Raw genomic sequence first — 17,057 nt, 5'->3', positions numbered from 1 at the left:
CCTCGGACCGCTTTCCCGCGTACGTGAACGTCGCCCGTACGCCCGTCACTTCCAGGCGCGGCCGGCGCCTCCCGGACGGTGGGGCGGCTCGCCCGGCGGGCCGTCGACCGCGAACTGCCCGAAGTCGTGTACGGCCGGCCGGCGCTGCGACTCGGCGTCGTCGCGGGGCGCGCCCCAGGGGTGGATCGGCATCACAGGGCTGCGAGGTAGTCGGGCAGTTCGGTGCCGGGTGCCAGACCGGGGTCGGCGAGCGGGGTGTCGTAGCCCCGGCGCAGCGGGACGACGCCCGCCCAGTGGGGCAGGGCCAGGTCCTCGGGCTCGTCGTTGACACCGCCGGTGCGGAGCTTGGCGGAGACCTCGTTCAGGTCGAGGCGGATCACCGCGGTGGCGGCCAGCTCCTTCTTGTCGGCCGGCCGGGAGTCGGCGGCGCGGCCCGGCACGACGTGGTCGACCAGGGCGTCGAGCGCCTGACGCTTCTCCTCGGGGTCGGTCACGTCGTATGCCGGGCCGTGCACCACCACGGAGCGGTAGTTGATCGAGTGGTGGAAGGCCGAGCGGGCCAGCACCAGACCGTCGACGTGGGTGACGGTCAGGCAGACCGGAAGGCCCGGCTCGGCCTGACCCGCCGCGCGCAGCGGGCGCGAGCCGGTGGAACCGTGCACGTAGAGACGCTCACCGACCCGGCCGTACAGCGTGGGCAGCACCACCGGCGCGCCGTCCCGGACGAAGCCGAGATGGCAGACGTAGCCCTCGTCGAGTATCGCGTGCACCAGTTCCTTGTCGTAGGCGGCACGGTCGGGGGAGCGGGTGGGGACGGTGCGCTCGGTGGGCGGGTAGGCGGTGGCGGCGGGCCGCTGCTGCGACGGGGTCCCCTGCATGGCGCTCTCCATTGCACTAGTGCATAATCGGTTTTGTGCTAGGAGAGTATCGGATCAGTGGGCGGCGCGCCGTGGAGATTTCCGCGAGCGTGGAACGAGCGGTCGCGCAGGGGGAGCTGCGACCGGGTGAACTGCTGCCGCCGATGCGGGAGTTGGCGGACCGGCTCGGAGTGAACCCGAACACGGTCGCGGCCGCGTACCGGAACCTGCGCGAGCGCGGTGTCATCGAGACCGCGGGCCGACGGGGGAGCCGGGTGCGGCCGAAACCCGCCACCACCGCGCGCGATCTCATCCGTGTGGAGGTCCCGCCGGGCGTGCGGAACCTGTCCGAGGGCAATCCGGACCCCGCGCTGCTGCCCGCGCTGGCCGGGGCGTTCGCGGCGGCGGCCGGGCAGGGCGACCGGGAGCCGGTGCTGTACGGGCACGCGCCCGTGGAACCCGAGCTGGCGCGTCTGGCCCGCGCCGGACTGGACGCCGACGGCGTTCCGGACGGGCCCGTCGCCGTCACCTCGGGCGCGCTGGACGCGGTGGAGCGGGTGCTCGCGGCACATCTCAGACCCGGCGACGCGGTCGCGATGGAGGACCCCGGGTGGGGGAGTCTGCTGGACCTCGTCCCGGCGCTCGGCCTGCGGACCGTCCCCGTCGGCGTCGACGACGAGGGACCGCTCCCCGACGCCGTGCGGAGCGCGCTGGCGGACGGCGCGCGGGCCCTGATCGTCACGGACCGCGCACAGAATCCGACCGGCGCCGCGCTGACCGCGGCACGCGCGCGTGCCCTGCGGGCGGTGCTCGCCGAGCACCCGGAGACGCTGCTGATCGAGGACGACCACGGGCATCACATCGTCGACCTCCCGCTGCATCCCCTCGCGGGTGCCACCCGCACCTGGGCCTTCGTGCGCTCGGCGGCCAAGGCCTACGGCCCCGATCTGCGGCTCGCGGTGCTCACCGGGGACGCGGTCACCCTCGACCGGGTGCGCGGACGGCAGCGGCTCGGGCCCGGCTGGGTCAGCCGGATCGTCCAGCGCGCGGTGGTGCGGCTGTGGAGCGACGGCGCGGTGGACCCGGCGGCCGTGGCGGCGCGGTACGGGCGGCGCCGGGACGCCTTGATCGGGGCGCTGGCCCGGCGCGGGATCGAGGCGCGCGGGCGCAGCGGCATGAACGTGTGGGTGCCGGTCCCCGACGAGACCGGCGCCGTCGCCCGGCTGCTGCACGCCGGCTGGGCGGTGGCCCCCGGCGCCCGCTTCCGGATGAGCGCGCCGCCGGGCATCCGCGTCACCGTCTCGACGCTCACGCAGGACGACATCGAGCCCCTGGCGCGGGCGATCACCGCGGCGGTCGGCCCTGCCGGGACGCCGACGCGGACGTACGTCTAGTAGGGCCGGTCTGACCATTCCCGCCTGCCTCGCGACGCCATGCACGCACTCTCGCCGCACCGGGCGCAGAGCCGAGTACATCCCGTACGAGGCTCTGCGCCCGGCACGCCGGGAGCACGCACCTGACGCCGCGAGGCCGCCCTGCGGGCGACGACGCGAATGGTCAGACAGGCCCTGGGGAGGTGCCGTGACCGGGCCGGCCGGCGGCGTACGCCTCCTCGGACCGGCCACCGTCGACCACGGGACGGACGGGCGCCGTCACGCCGTCCCCTTCGGCCTGACCTGCGTGAGCGCCGCACCCGCCAGTACGATCACGGCACCCACCGGTGTCGACCAGGTCAGCGTCTCGCCGAGCAGCACGATGCCGGCCGCGGCGGCGATCACCGGGACGAAGTAGGTGACCATCTGGCCGGTCGTCGGGCCGACCTCGGCGACCAGGCCGTACTGGACGAGTACGGCCAGTCCGGTGCCCAGCGTGCCCAGCGCGGCGATCGCCAGCAGCGGCCCCACGGCGAAAGTGGTCGGCAGGGTCGTGAACAGCGGGGTCACCACGGCCAGTTGGACCGTGGCGAGCAGCAACTGGCCGCCGGTCAGAGACAGGTTCGAGTGGCTGCTGCCCGCCAGGGTGCGACGGACGTAGATCCAGCCCACGGGGTAGCTCAGCGAGGCCAGCAGGGCCAGCGCGGTGCCGCGGGCGTCCAGGCCCGCGAAGCCCTGCCAGGCGCCCAGTACGGTCAGCACCCCGAGGAAGCCCACGCCCAGTCCCGCCACACGGACCCGGGTCGGCCGGTCCTCCGACAGGGCCACCAGCGACAGGGCCATGCCCCACAGCGGCGAGGTCGCGTTGCAGATGCCGGCCAGCGTGGACGGGATGGTCAGCTCCGCGAAGGCGAACAGCGAGAACGGCAGGGCGTTCAGCAGGAATCCGGCGACCGCGAGATGACCCCAGGTGCGCGCACCGCGCGGCAGTCCTTCCCGCCGTACCGCCATCGCGACCGCGAGGACGGCGGTCCCGAAGGCCAGCCGGCCCAGGGTGACCTGGAAGGGGGCGTAGCCCTGGGTGCCGACCTTGATGAGGAGGAAGCTGAAGCCCCAGATCAGGGACAGGGCGCCGAAACGCAGACGCCAGTCCAGGCGGGGGCGGGTGCGTTCCGGGGCCGGCTGGACCGGGCTGGGCGTGGTGGTGGTGGCGGTGACGCTGCTCATGGAAGCAACCATGGCGGACACCCATCTCGTAGCACAATCGAGATTTCGCGCGCGGTATCTCGTAGCATCGCTTACATGTTGAACCTGGAGCGCCTGCGCACCCTCGACGCCCTCGCCCGGCACGGCTCGGTCAGCGGGGCGGCCGAGGGGCTGCACATCACGACCTCGGCCGTCTCGCAGCAGATGTCCAAGCTGGAGCGCGAGGTCGGCCAGCGGCTGCTCGCCAAGAACGGGCGCGGTGTCCGGCTCACCGACGCGGGCCGGCTGCTCGCCGAGCACGCCGCGCGCATCCTCTCCCAGGTCGAACTCGCCCACTCCGACCTGGAGGCGCAGCGCGGTCAGGTCGTCGGCGAGCTGCGCGTCTCGGCGTTCCCGACCGCCGCGCGGGGACTGTTCCCGGCCGCGCTCGGCGAGCTGCGCGAGCGGCATCCCGCCCTGCGCGTGCGCTCCCGCGAACTGGAACCGGAGCAGGGCATCCGGGGAGTGGTGCGCGGGGACCTCGATCTCGCGGTGCTGCTCGACTGGTACAACAAGCCGATGCCGCTGCCCGACGGCCTGGTCAAGGCCGCCCTGCTGGACGACCCCACCGACGTCGCGCTTCCCGCCGGCCACCGGCTCGCCGGCCGCGACGAGCTGGACCTCGCGGAGTTGTCCGAGGAGGAGTGGATCACCTGGGGCGAGGGCGAGTTCTGCCACGAGTGGCTGATGTTCACCCTGCGCTCCCAGGGCATCGAGCCGGTCGTCGGCCACCGCGCCGCCGAGACCCACACGCAGCTCTGCCTGGTCGCCGCAGGGCTCGGCGTCTGCGTCGCACCGCTCCTGGGCCGCGACCCGCTGCCCGAGGGGGTGGTGACCGTCCCGCTCAGACAGCGCGTACGACGGCACGTGTTCGTCGTGTGGCGCGCCGACGCCGACCGCCGCCCGTCGATCCGGGCGGCGGTACAGGCGCTGCGGGCGGCGGGGGAACGCGTCGGGGCGAGCGCGGCGTGAGGTGGGGGCCGGGCGTCGCCGTGGTCCCTGGACCGGCCGTGGTCGGTGGACCGGCCGTGGCCGAGCGGACGGCGGGCGGTTGCCGCGGTCCGGGGTTCGGCCCCGTGGCCGAGCCGGTGCTACTGCAGCGTCGGCAGCTTCCTGAAGTCCCAGGACACGATCTTCTCCGGTGTCAGCCGCATCCAGGCGTGCCGGCCGTCGTGGGGCATCTCGTCCTGGCCGAAGTTCTCGCGGGCGAACAGGGTCTCGGGGACGTCGAGTTCCGCGCACAGTTCACCGGTGCGCGGGATCTCGCCCACGAACTCCACCCGCCCGGACAGTTCGGCGCCGCGCAGCTCGTCGTACTCCTCGCCCGTGTCGACCACGATCGCCACCCGGGGGTCCCGGCGCAGATCCGCCCAGCGCTTGCTGCGCACCACGGAGTACAGCCATAGCGAGGTGCCGTCCCAGGCGAACCAGAGGGTGCTGACGTGCGGCGCGCCGTCGGCGGAGACCGTGGCCACCCGGCAGGTGCGCTGGGCGGTGAGGAAATCGTCGAGCTCCCCGGGCGTCATCATGATCTTGCGGCCGCGGCGCTGCGTGGCGGTCATCATTCCCCCTCATCTCTCACGTCGTGCCGGAAGGCGTTGTGGCACCGGCGACTCAGGCGAGGGTGATCGAGTCCCCGCTGACGGTGATCTCCACGGAGGGTAGCGGTTCGGTCGCCGGGCCGCTCTTCACGCTGCCGTCGGTGATGGAGAAGTTGCTGTTGTGGCAGGGGCAGTTGATGACCCCGTCGGCGATGCTCTTCACCGCGCACCCCTGGTGGGTGCAGGTCGCCGAGAACGCCTTGAACTCGCCCGCCGCCGGCTGGGTGACGACCACCTTGCGGTCGGCGAAGACCTTGCCGCCGCCCTCGGGGATGTCGGCGGTCGAGGCGAGCGCGGCACCGGCGGGGGCGTCGTCGCCGCCCGAACCGCCGCTGCTCGCCGCGCCGTCGTCCGCTGAGCCGCCGGCGGATCCGGAGTCCACGGAGGAGCTCGACGCGTCGTCGTCGGAGCCGCCGCACGCGGTCAGCGCGACGGCGAGGCCCGCCGCTCCGGCCGCCGCCACGACGGTACGGCGGGCGGGTCCCGCCGTGGGGGCACCGCCCTGCGCGAGCGGAGCCGAGAGCCTGGGGGAGGGCTGAAACGATGCGCTGGTCATGCCGATGTTTCCTTCCGGGGAGGACGCGTGATCTGGGGAGAGGTACGGTCAGCGGGCCCACGCTGTTCAGGCAGTGCGAAGAGCTTGGCCTGCCCGCGGTCGGAAGGGCGTAAATCACAGCTGTCGTTTCGCTGTCGGAGCGCGGCGAAGCCCGAGTCCCGGCTGAGCGGTTGACGTGTGCGGTCCCGGGGAGGCCGTGGACCGCAGGGTGGGAAGATCGCGTAGCCTGGCGCAATGCTGACCGAGGTCACCGCAACCCGCTACATCACGCCCCTGCGCGAGGGCGGTTCGCTGCCGGGACTCGTCGAGGCCGACGACCTCGGGACCTACGTCCTGAAGTTCACCGGCGCCGGACAGGGCCGCAAGACGCTCGTCGCCGAGGTCGTCTGCGGAGAGCTCGCCCGCCGGCTGGGACTGAGGGTGCCGCGCCTGGTCACCGTCGAGCTCGACCCCGTGCTGGGGCTCGGGGAGCCCGACCAGGAGGTGCAGCAGTTGCTGAAGTCCAGCGGCGGCACCAACCTCGGCATGCACTTCCTGTCCGGCGCCCTCGGCTTCGACCCGCTCGCCTTCGAGGTGAGCTCCGAGGAGGCGGGACGGATCGTCTGGTTCGACGCGCTGGTGAACAACGTCGACCGCTCCTGGCGCAACCCCAATCTGCTCCGCCTGCGCGACGAACTCTGGCTCATCGACCACGGCGCGACCATGATCTGGCACCACAACTGGCCCGGCGCCGCGGCCTCCGCCGCCTGCCCCTACGACGCCTTCGACCACGTCCTGAAGACCTGCGCGCCGGACATCGCGTCCGCCGCCGCGGAACTCGCGCCGCGGGTCACCGAGGATCTGCTCGCCGAGGTCACCGCCGAGATCCCCGACGTCTGGCTGACCGGCGAGCCCGGATTCGACACGCCGGACGAACTCCGGCTGGCCTACGCGCGGCCGCTGATCGCCCGCGCGGCAACCGTCCACCAGCACATCCACGGCCTCGAGGGGGACCAGTGAGCGACCGCCACGTCTTCGAGTACGCGCTGCTGCGGGTCGTACCGCGCGTCGAACGCGGCGAGTGCGTCAACGCCGGGGTGCTCGTCTACTGCCGTCCCAGGTCGTTCGTCGCGGCCCGCACCCACCTCGACGAGGCGCGGCTGCTGGCCCTCGACCCGAAGGCCGACCTGCCCGGCGTGCGCGCCGCACTGCGCGCCGTCGAGGGCGTCTGCGCGGGCGGGGACGCGGCGGGACAGGCGGCGGGGGACGACGCCGGGCGGCGCTTCCGCTGGCTGATCGCGCCCAGGTCCACCATCGTCCAGCCCGGTCCCGTACACACGGGGCTCACCGCCGATCCGGCGGCGGAGGTCGAGCGGCTGCTCGACCTGCTCGTGCGCTGACCCGGCCGTCAGGTCCGGCGGCGCTTCACCGCGTAGCCGGTCGCGAGTACGGCGCCCGTGACGAACGTGGCGCCGATGCCGACGTCCCAGTGGCTCGGGCCGGAGCCCGACGCGCCGCCCAGCCCGCCGCGCACGCCACGCGTCGGCGCGACGGAGGCGGGAGTCGTCGGCGCGGCGAGCGCGCTGGTGGGAGTCATGGACGGCGTGGTGCGGGTGGGCGCGGCGGTCGTGGGTGTCGCGCTCCGGGTGGGCGATCGAGTCGCCGACGGGGTGGGCGTGGGTGTCGCCGTCGGGGTGGGCGTGGGTGTCGCCGTCCGGGTGGGCGTGGGAGTCATGGTCCGGGTCGGCTCGGCGGTCGTGGGTGTCGCCGTTCCCGTGGGAGCGGAGGTGGTCGGCGCGGGCCGGGAGGTGGACGAGGTGAGGCCGCGCCGGGGAAGTGCCTCGCAGGCCACTCCGTCGTCCGGACCCGAGTCCTCGTCGAGTCGATGCGGATCACTTGGGTCCGTGTTGAAGAACGTCTGCGCGTCCTCCTGGTAGGTGAAGTCGCTGCAGTCCAGATCCTGGGCGTGAGCGGTGTCGGCCAACGGCACGATCGCGGAGAGCGCGATCAGCGTGCCTATGGCACCGGTGCGCCGGCGCATGGAGCGCCTCCTTTCCGGCCACGGGTGGCTCGCGCTTCGACGCTAGACGCGGCCCGGCGCTGGGGCGCGCAGCCGTGGGCCGATCGGGTGCTTCGCGGGACTGCCGGGCGCGGAACGAGCACGGGACGGCACGGACGCCCGGTGCGTCCCCGCGCGGGGAATGGATCACACACGCGCGGTGTGCCGTTGACACCGGGTGCCAGGGCTTCTAGCGTCTCGTCTGCTGAAGGTACTAAGCGGTCGCTCATCCAGGTGAGTCCGGCCGCAGGAGCCGCATCCCAAGGGCGAGGAGAAGCAGCAATGTCCACCACTGAGCAGCGGGTCGCGGTCGTCACCGGCGCCGCGCGCGGCATCGGCGCCGCCACGGCCGTACGACTGGCCGCCGAGGGCCGCGCGGTCGCCGTGATCGACCTCGACGAGGCCGCCTGCAAGGACACCGTCGAGAAGATCACCGCCGCCGGCGGCAAGGCCGTCGCGGTCGGCTGTGACGTCTCCGACGAGGCACAGGTCGAGGCCGCCGTCGCGCGGATCGCCGAGGAGCTCGGCGCCCCGACCATCCTGGTCAACAACGCGGGCGTGCTGCGCGACAACCTGCTGTTCAAGATGAGCGTCTCCGACTGGGACACCGTCATGAACGTGCACCTGCGCGGCGCCTTCCTGATGTCCCGCGCCTGCCAGAAGCACATGGTGGACGCCGGTTTCGGCAGGATCGTCAACCTGTCCTCCTCGTCCGCCCTCGGCAACCGCGGCCAGGTCAACTACTCGGCCGCCAAGGCGGGCCTCCAGGGGTTCACCAAGACCCTCGCCAAGGAACTCGGCAAGTTCGGCGTCACCGCCAACGCCGTCGCCCCCGGCTTCATCGCCACCGAGATGACCAAGGCCACCGCCGACCGCGTCGGCATGGGCTTCGAGGACTTCAAGGCCGCCGCCGCCACCCAGATCCCCGTGAACCGCGTCGGCGAGCCGGAGGACATCGCCAACGCGATCGCCTTCTTCACCGGCGAGGCGGCCGGCTTCGTCTCCGGCCAGGTGCTGTACGTCGCCGGCGGACCGCTCGACTAGGGAATGACTGGGGAACACGGAACCATGACGTCAGTGGAACTCTCGGGCAAGGTCGCCCTGGTCACCGGCGCGAGCCGCGGCATCGGCTACGGCGTCGCCGAGGCGCTGGTCGCGCGCGGCGACCGGGTCTGCATCACCGGCCGAAACGAGGACGCCCTCAAGGAGGCCGTCGAGAAGCTCGGCGCCGACCGCGCCGTCTACGTGGCCGGCAAGGCGCACGACGAGGCGCACCAGGCCGTCGCCGTCGAGCGCGTGATGGAGGCCTTCGGCCGCGTCGACTACCTGGTCAACAACGCCGGAACCAACCCGGTGTTCGGGCCGATCGCCGACCTCGACCTGAACGTGGCGCGCAAGGTGTTCGAGACCAACGTGGTCTCCGCGCTCGGCTTCGCCCAGCGCACCTGGCACGCCTGGCAGAAGGACAACGGCGGCGCGATCGTCAACATCGCCTCCGTCGCGGGCCTCGCGCCCTCGCCCTTCATCGGCGCCTACGGCGTCAGCAAGGCCGCGCTGATCAACCTGACCGTGCAGCTCGCGCACGAGTTCGCGCCCGGGGTGCGGGTCAACGCCATCGCCCCGGCCGTGGTGAAGACCAAGTTCGCCCAGGCCCTGTACGAGGGCCGGGAGGCGGAGGCCGCCGCGGCCTACCCGCTGGGCCGGCTCGGCGTGCCCTCCGACATCGGCGGCGCCGCCGCGTTCCTCACCTCGGACCAGTCGGACTGGGTCACCGGCCAGACCTTGGTGGTCGACGGCGGCATCTTCCTGAACGCCGGGGTGGCCTGACCCAGGACATCGCCCGCGTGCGTGCGGGACGCGCGCACGCACGCGGGCGAATGGGGCGGTGCACGGCCGTCCCGGCGCGGTGCCCGTGGACGAAGACGCCGCCCATGTACGGCTTCCTGGATCGTTACGGCGCGTGACAACGTAGTCATCGGATGGTCGATCTCAAGGGTCGTTCACAGGGGGGCCAACGGGGCAAACACTGCGGTATGGTCTGCCGACCCTTGGGATGGCAGATCGAGGAGCGTGCGCGTGTTCAACCGGAACCGATGCCTGCGACGGGTGGCGGCCATCGCGTCCATAGCGTCTTTGGTGACCGGATGCGGCGTTCTGTCGGCGGACTCCCCGGACGACGAGGGGCCCATCGTCGTGGGAACCACCAGCTCGCCGAGCACGCTGGATCCCGCCGCCTCCTGGGACAGCTCCTGGGAGCTGTTCCGCAACATCTACCAGACCTTGCTCAGTTACCCGGTCGGTGCGACCACCCCTCAGCCGGACGCCGCGAAGAGCTGCGAGTTCTCCGACGACTCCAACCAGGTGTACCGCTGCGAGCTGCGCGAGGGCCTGACGTTCTCCGACGGCGGCACCCTCGACGCCAAGGCGGTCAAGCACTCGATCGACCGGATCCGGCAGATCAACGTCAACGGCGGTCCGGCCGGTCTGCTGGGCAGCCTGGAGCGGGTGCAGGCACCGAGCGAGCGCGAGGTCGTCTTCCACCTCAACAAGCCGGACGCCACCTTCCCGTTCGTGCTCGCCACCCCCGCGATGTCGATCGTCGCCCCCGGCGCCTACCCGGCCGACGCCCTGCGCGAGGACAGCGCCGTCGTCGGTTCGGGGCCGTACACGCTGCGGTCGTACGAGGAGGGCGAGAAGGCCGAACTCGTCCGCAACGACCGCTACGAGGGCTCCGCCGAGCGCCGGAACAGCGCGGTGACCATCCGCTACTTCCAGGACTCCGGCACCATGGTGAAGGCGCTGCGGGACGAGCGGATCGACCTGACCTACCGAGGTCTGGCCGCGGGCGACATCATCGATCTCCAGGGCAGGACCTCCGAGGAAGAGGAGATCCAGCTGATCGACGGTACCGGGACCGACATCAACTACCTGGTGTTCAACCCGAAGGATCCCTGGGCCGGCAAGAAGGAGGTGCGCCAGGCCATCGCGCAGGTCGTCGACCGCGCGGCGATCGCGCACAAGGTCTACAAGGACACCGTCGACCCGCTGTACTCCATGGTCCCCAAGGGCATCACCGGGCACACGACGGGCTTCTTCGACGACTACGGCGAGCCCAGCGTCGCCAAGGCCCGGCAGATCCTCACCAAAGCGGGCATCAGCGAGCCGGTCCCGCTCACCCTCTGGTACACCACGGACCGCTACGGCTCCGAGACCGCGCTGGAGTTCAAGGAGCTCGAGCGGCAGCTGGAGGCGTCGAAGCTGTTCGACATCACGCTCGAGAGCCGCCCCTGGAAGACGTACGTCGAGGGCTACCAGAAGGGCGACTACCCGGTCTTCGGCCGCGGCTGGTTCCCCGACTTCCCGGACGCGGACAACTTCATCGCCCCGTTCGTCGGCAAGCAGAACGCGCTCGGCACGCCCTACGAGGCGAGGAAGATCACGAAGGATCTGCTGCCCAGCTCCCGCCGGGAGAGCGACCGCGGCAACGTGCTGAGGCAGTTCGAGGAGGCCCAGCAGATCCTCGCCGACGACGCGCGGCTGCTGCCGCTGTGGCAGGGTCGGCAGTACGTGGCGGCCAGCCGGGACATCTCGGGCGCGGAGCGGGCGCTGGACCCGTCGACGATCATGATGATGTGGGAACTCTCCCGCAAGACCAGCTGGTAGCGCCGGGTACGACCGTCCGCCGGGCCGGTTGTCAGTGCTCGCCTGTAGGTTCTGTGGCCTGGAAGTGACCGCACACGTGAGGACATTGACGTGACCGACATCGCCATGCTGCCCGAGTCCTGGCGCGGGGTTCTGGGCGACGAACTGCAGCAGCCCTATTTCAAGGAGCTGACCGAGTTCGTCGAGGAGGAGCGGGCGAAGGGTCCCGTCTATCCGCCCCGCGAGGAGGTCTTCGCGGCGCTGGACGCCACGCCGTACGACAAGGTGAAGGTCCTGGTCCTCGGCCAGGACCCCTACCACGGCGAGGGCCAGGGCCACGGCCTGTGCTTCTCCGTCCGGCCGGGTGTGCGGATCCCGCCGTCGCTGCGGAACATCTACAAGGAGATGCACGCCGAGCTGGGCACGCCCGTCCCGGACAACGGCTATCTCATGCCGTGGGCCGAGCAGGGCGTGCTGCTGCTCAACGCGGTGCTCACGGTTCGCGCCGGCGAGGCCAACTCGCACAAGGGACGGGGCTGGGAGAGGTTCACCGACGCGGTCATCCGCGCGGTGGCCGGGCGCCCCGATCCGGCGGTCTTCGTCCTCTGGGGGAACTACGCGCAGAAGAAGCTGCCGCTGATCGACGAGAGCCGCCATGTGGTGGTCAAGGGAGCGCACCCCTCCCCGCTGTCGGCGAAGAAGTTCTTCGGGTCGCGTCCGTTCACGCAGATCAACGAGGCGGTGGCCGCGCAGGGTCACGAGCCGATCGACTGGACCGTCCCGAACCTGGGCTGACGGTTCCCGCGAGGCGCTCCGCCGGGTGCGGACCTCGTCCGCCGTATCCCGCACCCGGCAGCTCGCGGTGCTACGGAGCGGCTTGTCCCGTATCGCGTCTGCCTGCGGCTAGCGTCGGGGGCGACAGCCGGCGAGCGGTGCGGAGGACGTGGTGGCGGAGCGACAGGGGCAGGCGGCGCCGGACGCCGTGCTGACGCGGATCGGTCAGGTCGTGATGCTGCACCACGCGGGGGACCGCGAGGAGGCCCGGCACCGGTTCCTCGGTCTGTGGGCGGAGATCGGCGAGCACGGCGATCCGCTGCACCGCTGCACACTGGCCCACTACCTCGCCGACACCCAGGACGATCCCGAGGACGAACTGGCCTGGGACCTGCGGGCGTTGACAGCGGCCGAGGAAGTCGCGGGTGACCGGCTCGCCGCGTACGAGGGGTCCCTGGCCGTGCGTGCCCTCTACCCGTCGCTGCATCTGAACCTGGCCGCCGACTACGCCCGCCTCGACCGCCCCGACGCCGCCCGCACCCATCTCCATCGGGCCAGGGACGCGGCCCGCACCCTCGCCGACGACCGCTACGGCGAGGGGGTGCGGGCCGCCATCCGGCGGCTGGCCGTCCGGCTGGGCGACGACGGCACGCCCGGGCGTTGGGGACCCCCGCGGCAGCGCCCGTAGGACCCGCCGAACGCCGGCGCCGGCAGCCGCGCACGTCATCCGCCGGTGTCCCGCGGCGACCGTACGCCGGTGTCCGGGCGGCCCGCTCGGGGCCGCCGCCGTGCACCGTCCATCCGCGGTCGGTTCAGCGTCCGTACGCCTCCTGGCAGATGGCCGCCTCCGGGCTGTCCGGGCGCCAGCCGCCGTACTTCCTGCCCAACGCGCAGAGGTCCGGCCTCCCGGAGGCGTCACGGCGCATCGGCTCCGCGACGCCGGGGAGGTCCGCCGAGGGACGGCGCGACCGGCCGTTGCCGCCGGGATCCGGACGGGCCGGACCGGTCTGTCCCTTCCGGTTGCCGGGAGGAGTGTCCCGCTGCGGCGGGTCGGTCGTGGGCGCGGCGCGGTGCGACGGGGCCGCGGGCGTCCTCGGGGGCCGGGACGGGCCGATCATCTCCAGGGCCTCACGTGCCGGCGCCTGCACGACCTGCGTCTCGTTCTGCCCGCCCGAACGTGGTTCGGCCCGCTGGGACGGTGCCGTCGCCGGGCCGGGTGCGAGGGGACGCTGGACCGTCACACAGCCCGAGAGGGCGCAGACAGCCACGGTCACCAGAAGCGTTGCTGTGGTCGTCGTTCGATGCACCCGCGCCACTTTGCTGGCTCCGCCCGTCCCGGAGGGGGCGGACAGGCGCAGCATGCCCCGCACGGGTGATCTCCGGCCCCGTACGGGGGGCCCTGAAGGCGCCGCGGGTGACGTCAGTCGCCGGTGGCGCCGTCGATCCGCTCGCGGAGCAGATCGGCGTGGCCGTTGTGGCGCGCGTACTCCTCGATCATGTGGGTGTAGATCCAGCGCAGGCTGAACGGTTCGCCGGTGTGCCTGCTGCGGCCCCGGGACAGGTCGTCCAGGGCGAAACCGGCCGCGTTGCGCCGGGCGACGTCGATCTCGGCCTGCCAGGTGGCGTGCGCCTCCTGCCAGGTGTCCGCCTCGGTGAGGTGGAAGTCGCCGTCCCGGTCGGTCTCGGTGAAGTAGAGGGGGCCGGCGTCCTCACTCGCGAGGACCCTGCGGAACCAGCTCCGCTCCACCTCCGCCATGTGCCGCACCAGACCCATCAGGGACAGCTCCGAGGGCCGCACCGACGCGGTGCGCAGCTGTTCGTCGGTCAGCCCTTCGCACTTCCAGGCGAGGGTGCGGCGGTGGTAGTCGAGCCACCCCTCCAGCATGGTGCGCTCGTCGGCGTTGTTGGCGGGTTCCCTGCGCTCGGTCGTCATGGCGCCATCCTGGTCCGGCCCGGCCTCCGCTCGCCAGGACTTTTCGGCATCCAGCGTCCGGGGCAGCGGTTCCCGCACGTCCGAGTGCACTCCGCGAGGGTCGGCACCGGCGCGCTGAGGGAACCGGCCACGCAGGAGGACGTCAGCCCGTCCGCCCAGGCGATCAGTGACAGCGCATGACGGTCCGGGTCCGTCGGGCCCGGACCGGTCACCAGGGTCGTGAGCCGGTCGCGGAAGCGGGCACCGGCCACGTCGAAGTGAGCCCGCGGTTCGGGACGGCGCGCGTCACGGGCGGCACGAAGCCGACGGCAGGCAACCAGGCCGTCGAGGACACGGTCCCCCTCGCCCACCACACCGACGACCTGCCCGGCCGCAGCGCACCACCGCCATCGCCCGCCGGGCCGTGAAGGTGGCCCGCCTCGACCTGATGACCGGCCGCGGCATCGCCGTACGCGACGACGCGATCGCCGCGCCGTCGAAGGGCCGGACCGGCTCTGTTCGCGCGCGCGGCTTCGACCGGATCGCCGGCTGGCGGCCTCCCCGGCGGCCGTATGCTTCGCAGCGGACCACGGCAGGCAAGGATCAGAGGAGTACTCCAGGTGAAGGTCGGCTGCATCGGACTCGGTGACATCGCGCAGAAGGCCTACCTCCCGGTGCTCGCCGTCCAGCCGGGAGTGGAGCTGCATCTGCAGACCCGCACCCCGGCGACGCTGGACCGGGTCGCCGACAGCCTCCACCTCCCGCCCGGACGGCGCCACCGGGACCTCGCCTCCCTGCTCGCCCAGAACCTCGACGCCGCCTTCGTGCACGCACCGACCGATGTCCACCCGGAGATGGTGACCCGGCTCCTCGAGGCGGGCGTGCCGACGTACGTCGACAAGCCGCTCGCCTACGAGCTCGGCGCATCCGCGCGGCTCGTGACGCTCGCCGAGGAGCGGGCCACCAGCCTCGCCGTCGGCTTCAACCGGCGCTTCGCCCCCGGCTACGTGCAGTGCGCCGACCATCCGCGCGAGCTGATCCTGATGCAGAAGAACCGGATCGGGCTGCCGGAGGAACCGCGCACGATGATCCTCGACGACTTCATCCACGTCGTGGACACCCTGCGCTTCCTGGCGCCCGGCCCCATCGACGACGTGACCGTGCGCGCCCGCACCGAGGGCGGGCTGCTGCACCACGTGGTGCTCCAGCTCGCCGGTGACGGCTTCACCGCGCTCGGAGTGATGAACCGGCTCAGCGGTTCCGCGGAGGAGATCCTGGAGGTCTCCGGGCAGGACACCAAGCGTCAGGTCGTCAACCTCGCCGAGGTGATCGACCACAAGGGCCAGCCGACCGTGCGACGGCGCGGTGACTGGGTGCCGGTGTCCCGGCAGCGCGGCATCGAGCAGGCGGTGCTCGTCTTCCTGGACGCGGTGCGTGCGGGCAAGGTGCTCAGTGCCCGGGACGCGCTGGCGACCCATGAGCTGTGCGAACGGGTGGTACGAGCGGTCCACGAGCGCTCCGCCTGAAGCGCACCGCCTCGGTGACACCCCACACCGCGAGGACCAGCAGCGCCGCGTGCAGCGGCCAGTCCCCGAAACGGACGTAGGGGGTGGTGCCGTGCGCCGGCGGGACCTCGTACACCTGAGCGGCGCTCGCCTCCGTGCCGAGCCACGGGCCGACGCGCTCGCCGCTCGGTCCGTACACGGCGGAGACGCCCGTCAGCGTCGCGTGGACCATCGGACGCCCGGTCTCGGCGGCGCGCAGCGCGGCCAGCGAGGCGTGCTGCTCCGGGGCCCAGCTGTGCTGGAACGTCGAGGTGGAGGACTGCGTGAGGAGAACGTCGGCGCCGTCCTCGGCGAGATGCCGGCTCATGTCGGGGAACGCGGACTCGAAGCACACCATCGGGCCGATCCGCAGCCCGTTCCCGGTGTCCATCACCACCTGCCGCGAGCCGCGCCTGCGGTCCTCGCCGGCCGCCTCGCCGACGGATGTCGCCCAGCCCAGCAGTGACCGGGCCGGGATGTACTCGCCGAACGGCACCAGCCGCATCTTGTCGTACCGGTCGCCGGTCGGTCCGTCCGGGCCGATCAGCACCGAACTCTTGTAGATGCCGGGCTTGTCCGAGCGGCGGGCGTCCACGTTGACCAGGATCACGGCGCCCGTCTCGCGGGAGAGGGCCGCGAGCCGCCGGGCGAGGTCGGGCCGGGCCCCGAGGTCGAAGCCGACGCTGCTCTCGCCCCAGACGATCAGGCCGACGCCCTGGCCCACGAGCTCACGGGTGAGCTGTTCCTCGCGGTCGAAGCGGCGGTCCGCGCTGTCGCGTCCGGAGACCACACCCGGCTGCACGAGCGCGATCCGGACCCGGTCGCCGGTGTCGGGCCGGGGCGAGAACACCCAGGCGGCGGAGGTGGCGGCGACCGTGGCGACCAGGCAGGTCACGGCGGGCACGCGGGCCCGCGGGACCGCGACGAGCACCGCCACGGCGAGGTTCAGGGCCACCACCAGGAAGCTCGGCAGCCATACCCCGCCCACCGACGCCAGCCGCAGCGCGGGCTCCACCTCCCACTGGCTCGCGCCGAGCACACCCCAGGGGCCACCGAGCCCCTCCCAGGAGCGGACCAGCTCGATCGCCAGCCAGCCCGACGGCACGACGACGAGCGCGGCCGCGACCCGCCCGCGCGACGGCACCCCGCCGAGCAGTCGCCGCACCAGCCGGCCCCACGGCGCCCACAGCGCGCCCAGCAGGGCGGCGATGACGAACGTGAACACGTGCAGGTTCGGCAGCAGCCAGTGGTGCATGGCCAGCATGAAGCCGAACCCGCCCCACCAGCCGTCGTGGGCCGCCCGTTTCCCCGTCGGAGCGCTACGAACCAGCAGCATCCACGGGACCAGGGCGACGGGGGCGAACCACCACAGGGAAGGGGAGGGAAAGGCCAGGACGGGCAGGGCGCCCACGACCGCGGCGGCGGTCGAGCGCCGCCACGGGGAGGCGAGCCAGTGGCCGAGCGTCTTCATAGGCGCCTCCCTACCCCGTGGTGCCTCCAGTGTGCGTACCGGAG

At 72.6% G+C, this 17,057-nt stretch carries 20 protein-coding genes and 1 pseudogene; 11 read left to right on the top strand and 10 right to left on the bottom strand.

Annotation, left to right across the window (positions count from 1 at the left end):
- Positions 1 to 45 precede the first annotated feature (45 nt).
- Together IE178_RS35705 and IE178_RS05015 are read right to left on the bottom strand one after the other, a co-directional pair.
- Entirely contained in the window at positions 46 to 192 is a 147-nt protein-coding gene (locus IE178_RS35705) for a hypothetical protein (RefSeq protein ID WP_229875443.1), read from the bottom strand.
- Entirely contained in the window at positions 192 to 878 is a 687-nt protein-coding gene (locus IE178_RS05015) for a pyridoxamine 5'-phosphate oxidase family protein (protein WP_184762306.1), read from the bottom strand. Before IE178_RS05015 ends, IE178_RS35705 begins: the two co-directional genes overlap by 1 nt.
- 35 nt (positions 879 to 913) lie before the next feature.
- On the opposite strand from IE178_RS05015, the gene IE178_RS05010 reads away from it, so the two are divergent.
- Positions 914 to 2,251, top strand: coding sequence for an aminotransferase class I/II-fold pyridoxal phosphate-dependent enzyme (locus IE178_RS05010; RefSeq protein WP_193511427.1), 1,338 nt, complete (start codon positions 914 to 916; stop codon positions 2,249 to 2,251).
- A gap of 258 nt (positions 2,252 to 2,509) precedes the next feature.
- Here the strand turns inward: IE178_RS05010 and IE178_RS05005 are convergent, their stop codons facing one another.
- The gene (locus IE178_RS05005; protein WP_184762304.1) at positions 2,510 to 3,457 is read right to left on the bottom strand and encodes a DMT family transporter; all 948 of its coding nucleotides are present in this window, start codon (positions 3,455 to 3,457) and stop codon (positions 2,510 to 2,512) included.
- Positions 3,458 to 3,532: 75 nt separating this feature from the next.
- Here IE178_RS05005 and IE178_RS05000 point away from each other — a divergent pair, with 75 nt between their 5' ends.
- Entirely contained in the window at positions 3,533 to 4,447 is a 915-nt protein-coding gene (locus IE178_RS05000) for a LysR family transcriptional regulator (RefSeq protein ID WP_193511426.1), read from the top strand.
- A gap of 119 nt (positions 4,448 to 4,566) precedes the next feature.
- Here IE178_RS05000 and IE178_RS04995 read toward each other — a convergent pair whose 3' ends face one another.
- Both IE178_RS04995 and IE178_RS04990 read right to left on the bottom strand, forming a co-directional pair.
- Positions 4,567 to 5,037 carry a pyridoxamine 5'-phosphate oxidase family protein gene (locus IE178_RS04995; protein WP_193511425.1) on the bottom strand — a complete coding sequence of 157 codons (471 nt, stop codon included), beginning with the start codon at positions 5,035 to 5,037 and terminating at the stop codon, positions 4,567 to 4,569.
- 52 nt (positions 5,038 to 5,089) lie between these two features.
- The gene (locus IE178_RS04990) at positions 5,090 to 5,632 is read right to left on the bottom strand and encodes a Rieske (2Fe-2S) protein (protein WP_193511424.1); all 543 of its coding nucleotides are present in this window, start codon (positions 5,630 to 5,632) and stop codon (positions 5,090 to 5,092) included.
- Between the two features lie 234 nt (positions 5,633 to 5,866).
- On the opposite strand from IE178_RS04990, the gene IE178_RS04985 reads away from it, so the two are divergent.
- Both IE178_RS04985 and IE178_RS04980 read left to right on the top strand, forming a co-directional pair.
- Complete coding sequence (locus IE178_RS04985; protein ID WP_193511423.1) at positions 5,867 to 6,631, top strand: HipA family kinase; 765 nt, start codon at positions 5,867 to 5,869, stop codon at positions 6,629 to 6,631.
- The gene (locus IE178_RS04980; protein WP_184762299.1) at positions 6,628 to 7,011 is read left to right on the top strand and encodes a DUF3037 domain-containing protein; all 384 of its coding nucleotides are present in this window, start codon (positions 6,628 to 6,630) and stop codon (positions 7,009 to 7,011) included. The genes IE178_RS04985 and IE178_RS04980 overlap by 4 nt, the downstream gene beginning before the upstream one ends.
- Positions 7,012 to 7,019: 8 nt before the next feature.
- Here the strand turns inward: IE178_RS04980 and IE178_RS04975 are convergent, their stop codons facing one another.
- Positions 7,020 to 7,652, bottom strand: a complete 633-nt coding sequence (locus tag IE178_RS04975) for an excalibur calcium-binding domain-containing protein (protein ID WP_193511422.1) — start codon at positions 7,650 to 7,652, stop codon at positions 7,020 to 7,022.
- 300 nt (positions 7,653 to 7,952) lie between these two features.
- On the opposite strand from IE178_RS04975, the gene fabG reads away from it, so the two are divergent.
- The 5 genes from fabG to IE178_RS04950 all read left to right on the top strand — a co-directional run bounded on the left by fabG (position 7,953) and on the right by IE178_RS04950 (position 12,774).
- Positions 7,953 to 8,714 carry a 3-oxoacyl-ACP reductase FabG gene (gene fabG, locus IE178_RS04970; RefSeq protein WP_184762297.1) on the top strand — a complete coding sequence of 254 codons (762 nt, stop codon included), beginning with the start codon at positions 7,953 to 7,955 and terminating at the stop codon, positions 8,712 to 8,714.
- A gap of 24 nt (positions 8,715 to 8,738) precedes the next feature.
- Positions 8,739 to 9,497, top strand: coding sequence for an SDR family oxidoreductase (locus IE178_RS04965; RefSeq protein WP_184762296.1), 759 nt, complete (start codon positions 8,739 to 8,741; stop codon positions 9,495 to 9,497).
- 249 nt (positions 9,498 to 9,746) lie between these two features.
- On the top strand, positions 9,747 to 11,333 hold the full coding sequence (locus tag IE178_RS04960; RefSeq protein WP_193511421.1) for an ABC transporter substrate-binding protein: 1,587 nt from the start codon (positions 9,747 to 9,749) through the stop codon (positions 11,331 to 11,333).
- 90 nt (positions 11,334 to 11,423) lie between these two features.
- Complete coding sequence (gene ung / locus IE178_RS04955; protein WP_184762294.1) at positions 11,424 to 12,107, top strand: uracil-DNA glycosylase; 684 nt, start codon at positions 11,424 to 11,426, stop codon at positions 12,105 to 12,107.
- Positions 12,108 to 12,258: 151 nt separating this feature from the next.
- Positions 12,259 to 12,774, top strand: a complete 516-nt coding sequence (locus tag IE178_RS04950; protein ID WP_193511420.1) for a hypothetical protein — start codon at positions 12,259 to 12,261, stop codon at positions 12,772 to 12,774.
- Between the two features lie 124 nt (positions 12,775 to 12,898).
- Here IE178_RS04950 and IE178_RS04945 read toward each other — a convergent pair whose 3' ends face one another.
- The 3 genes and pseudogenes from IE178_RS04945 to IE178_RS35700 form a co-directional block, all read right to left on the bottom strand.
- A complete protein-coding gene (locus IE178_RS04945) occupies positions 12,899 to 13,360 on the bottom strand; it encodes a hypothetical protein (RefSeq protein WP_308433299.1) in 462 nt (153 codons plus the stop codon).
- A gap of 146 nt (positions 13,361 to 13,506) precedes the next feature.
- Positions 13,507 to 14,019, bottom strand: a complete 513-nt coding sequence (locus IE178_RS04940) for a DinB family protein (RefSeq protein ID WP_193511419.1) — start codon at positions 14,017 to 14,019, stop codon at positions 13,507 to 13,509.
- A pseudogene (locus IE178_RS35700) lies at positions 14,016 to 14,306 on the bottom strand (hypothetical protein); the annotation flags it as partial. The pseudogene IE178_RS35700 and the gene IE178_RS04940, both read right to left, overlap by 4 nt.
- Between IE178_RS35700 and IE178_RS04935 the strand changes: the two are divergent.
- Together IE178_RS04935 and IE178_RS04930 are read left to right on the top strand one after the other, a co-directional pair.
- Positions 14,196 to 14,426: a hypothetical protein gene (locus tag IE178_RS04935; RefSeq protein ID WP_193511418.1), complete on the top strand. Its 231-nt coding sequence runs from the start codon at positions 14,196 to 14,198 to the stop codon at positions 14,424 to 14,426. The pseudogene IE178_RS35700 and the gene IE178_RS04935 overlap by 111 nt on opposite strands.
- Before the next feature lie 192 nt (positions 14,427 to 14,618).
- Positions 14,619 to 15,524 carry a Gfo/Idh/MocA family protein gene (locus tag IE178_RS04930; protein WP_193511417.1) on the top strand — a complete coding sequence of 302 codons (906 nt, stop codon included), beginning with the start codon at positions 14,619 to 14,621 and terminating at the stop codon, positions 15,522 to 15,524.
- Here the strand turns inward: IE178_RS04930 and lnt are convergent.
- Positions 15,448 to 17,013 carry an apolipoprotein N-acyltransferase gene (gene lnt, locus IE178_RS04925; RefSeq protein WP_193511416.1) on the bottom strand — a complete coding sequence of 522 codons (1,566 nt, stop codon included), beginning with the start codon at positions 17,011 to 17,013 and terminating at the stop codon, positions 15,448 to 15,450. The two genes, IE178_RS04930 and lnt, sit on opposite strands and share 77 nt — an antisense overlap.
- Between the last annotated feature and the right edge of the window lie 44 nt (positions 17,014 to 17,057).

This window comes from Streptomyces griseoloalbus (assembly GCA_014650015.1).
GTDB classification, from domain to species: domain Bacteria; phylum Actinomycetota; class Actinomycetes; order Streptomycetales; family Streptomycetaceae; genus Streptomyces; species Streptomyces griseoloalbus.
Note: the sequence above shows the minus strand (reverse complement) of the source record. Positions and strands in the feature narration are given on the sequence as shown.

What these genes read in the sequence shown, in the direction of transcription:
- IE178_RS04940 (WP_193511419.1), bottom strand. Translation starts at nt 14,019, where the DNA reads ATGACGACCGAGCGCAGGGAACCCGCCAACAACGCCGACGAGCGCACC.
- IE178_RS05005 (WP_184762304.1), bottom strand. Translation starts at nt 3,457, where the DNA reads ATGAGCAGCGTCACCGCCACCACCACCACGCCCAGCCCGGTCCAGCCG.
- IE178_RS04985 (WP_193511423.1), top strand. Translation starts at nt 5,867, where the DNA reads ATGCTGACCGAGGTCACCGCAACCCGCTACATCACGCCCCTGCGCGAG.
- IE178_RS04990 (WP_193511424.1), bottom strand. Translation starts at nt 5,632, where the DNA reads ATGACCAGCGCATCGTTTCAGCCCTCCCCCAGGCTCTCGGCTCCGCTC.
- lnt (WP_193511416.1), bottom strand. Translation starts at nt 17,013, where the DNA reads ATGAAGACGCTCGGCCACTGGCTCGCCTCCCCGTGGCGGCGCTCGACC.
- IE178_RS04995 (WP_193511425.1), bottom strand. Translation starts at nt 5,037, where the DNA reads ATGACCGCCACGCAGCGCCGCGGCCGCAAGATCATGATGACGCCCGGG.
- fabG (WP_184762297.1), top strand. Translation starts at nt 7,953, where the DNA reads ATGTCCACCACTGAGCAGCGGGTCGCGGTCGTCACCGGCGCCGCGCGC.
- IE178_RS05015 (WP_184762306.1), bottom strand. Translation starts at nt 878, where the DNA reads ATGCAGGGGACCCCGTCGCAGCAGCGGCCCGCCGCCACCGCCTACCCG.
- IE178_RS04965 (WP_184762296.1), top strand. Translation starts at nt 8,739, where the DNA reads ATGACGTCAGTGGAACTCTCGGGCAAGGTCGCCCTGGTCACCGGCGCG.
- IE178_RS04975 (WP_193511422.1), bottom strand. Translation starts at nt 7,652, where the DNA reads ATGCGCCGGCGCACCGGTGCCATAGGCACGCTGATCGCGCTCTCCGCG.
- IE178_RS35705 (WP_229875443.1), bottom strand. Translation starts at nt 192, where the DNA reads ATGCCGATCCACCCCTGGGGCGCGCCCCGCGACGACGCCGAGTCGCAG.
- IE178_RS05000 (WP_193511426.1), top strand. Translation starts at nt 3,533, where the DNA reads ATGTTGAACCTGGAGCGCCTGCGCACCCTCGACGCCCTCGCCCGGCAC.
- IE178_RS04935 (WP_193511418.1), top strand. Translation starts at nt 14,196, where the DNA reads ATGACGGTCCGGGTCCGTCGGGCCCGGACCGGTCACCAGGGTCGTGAG.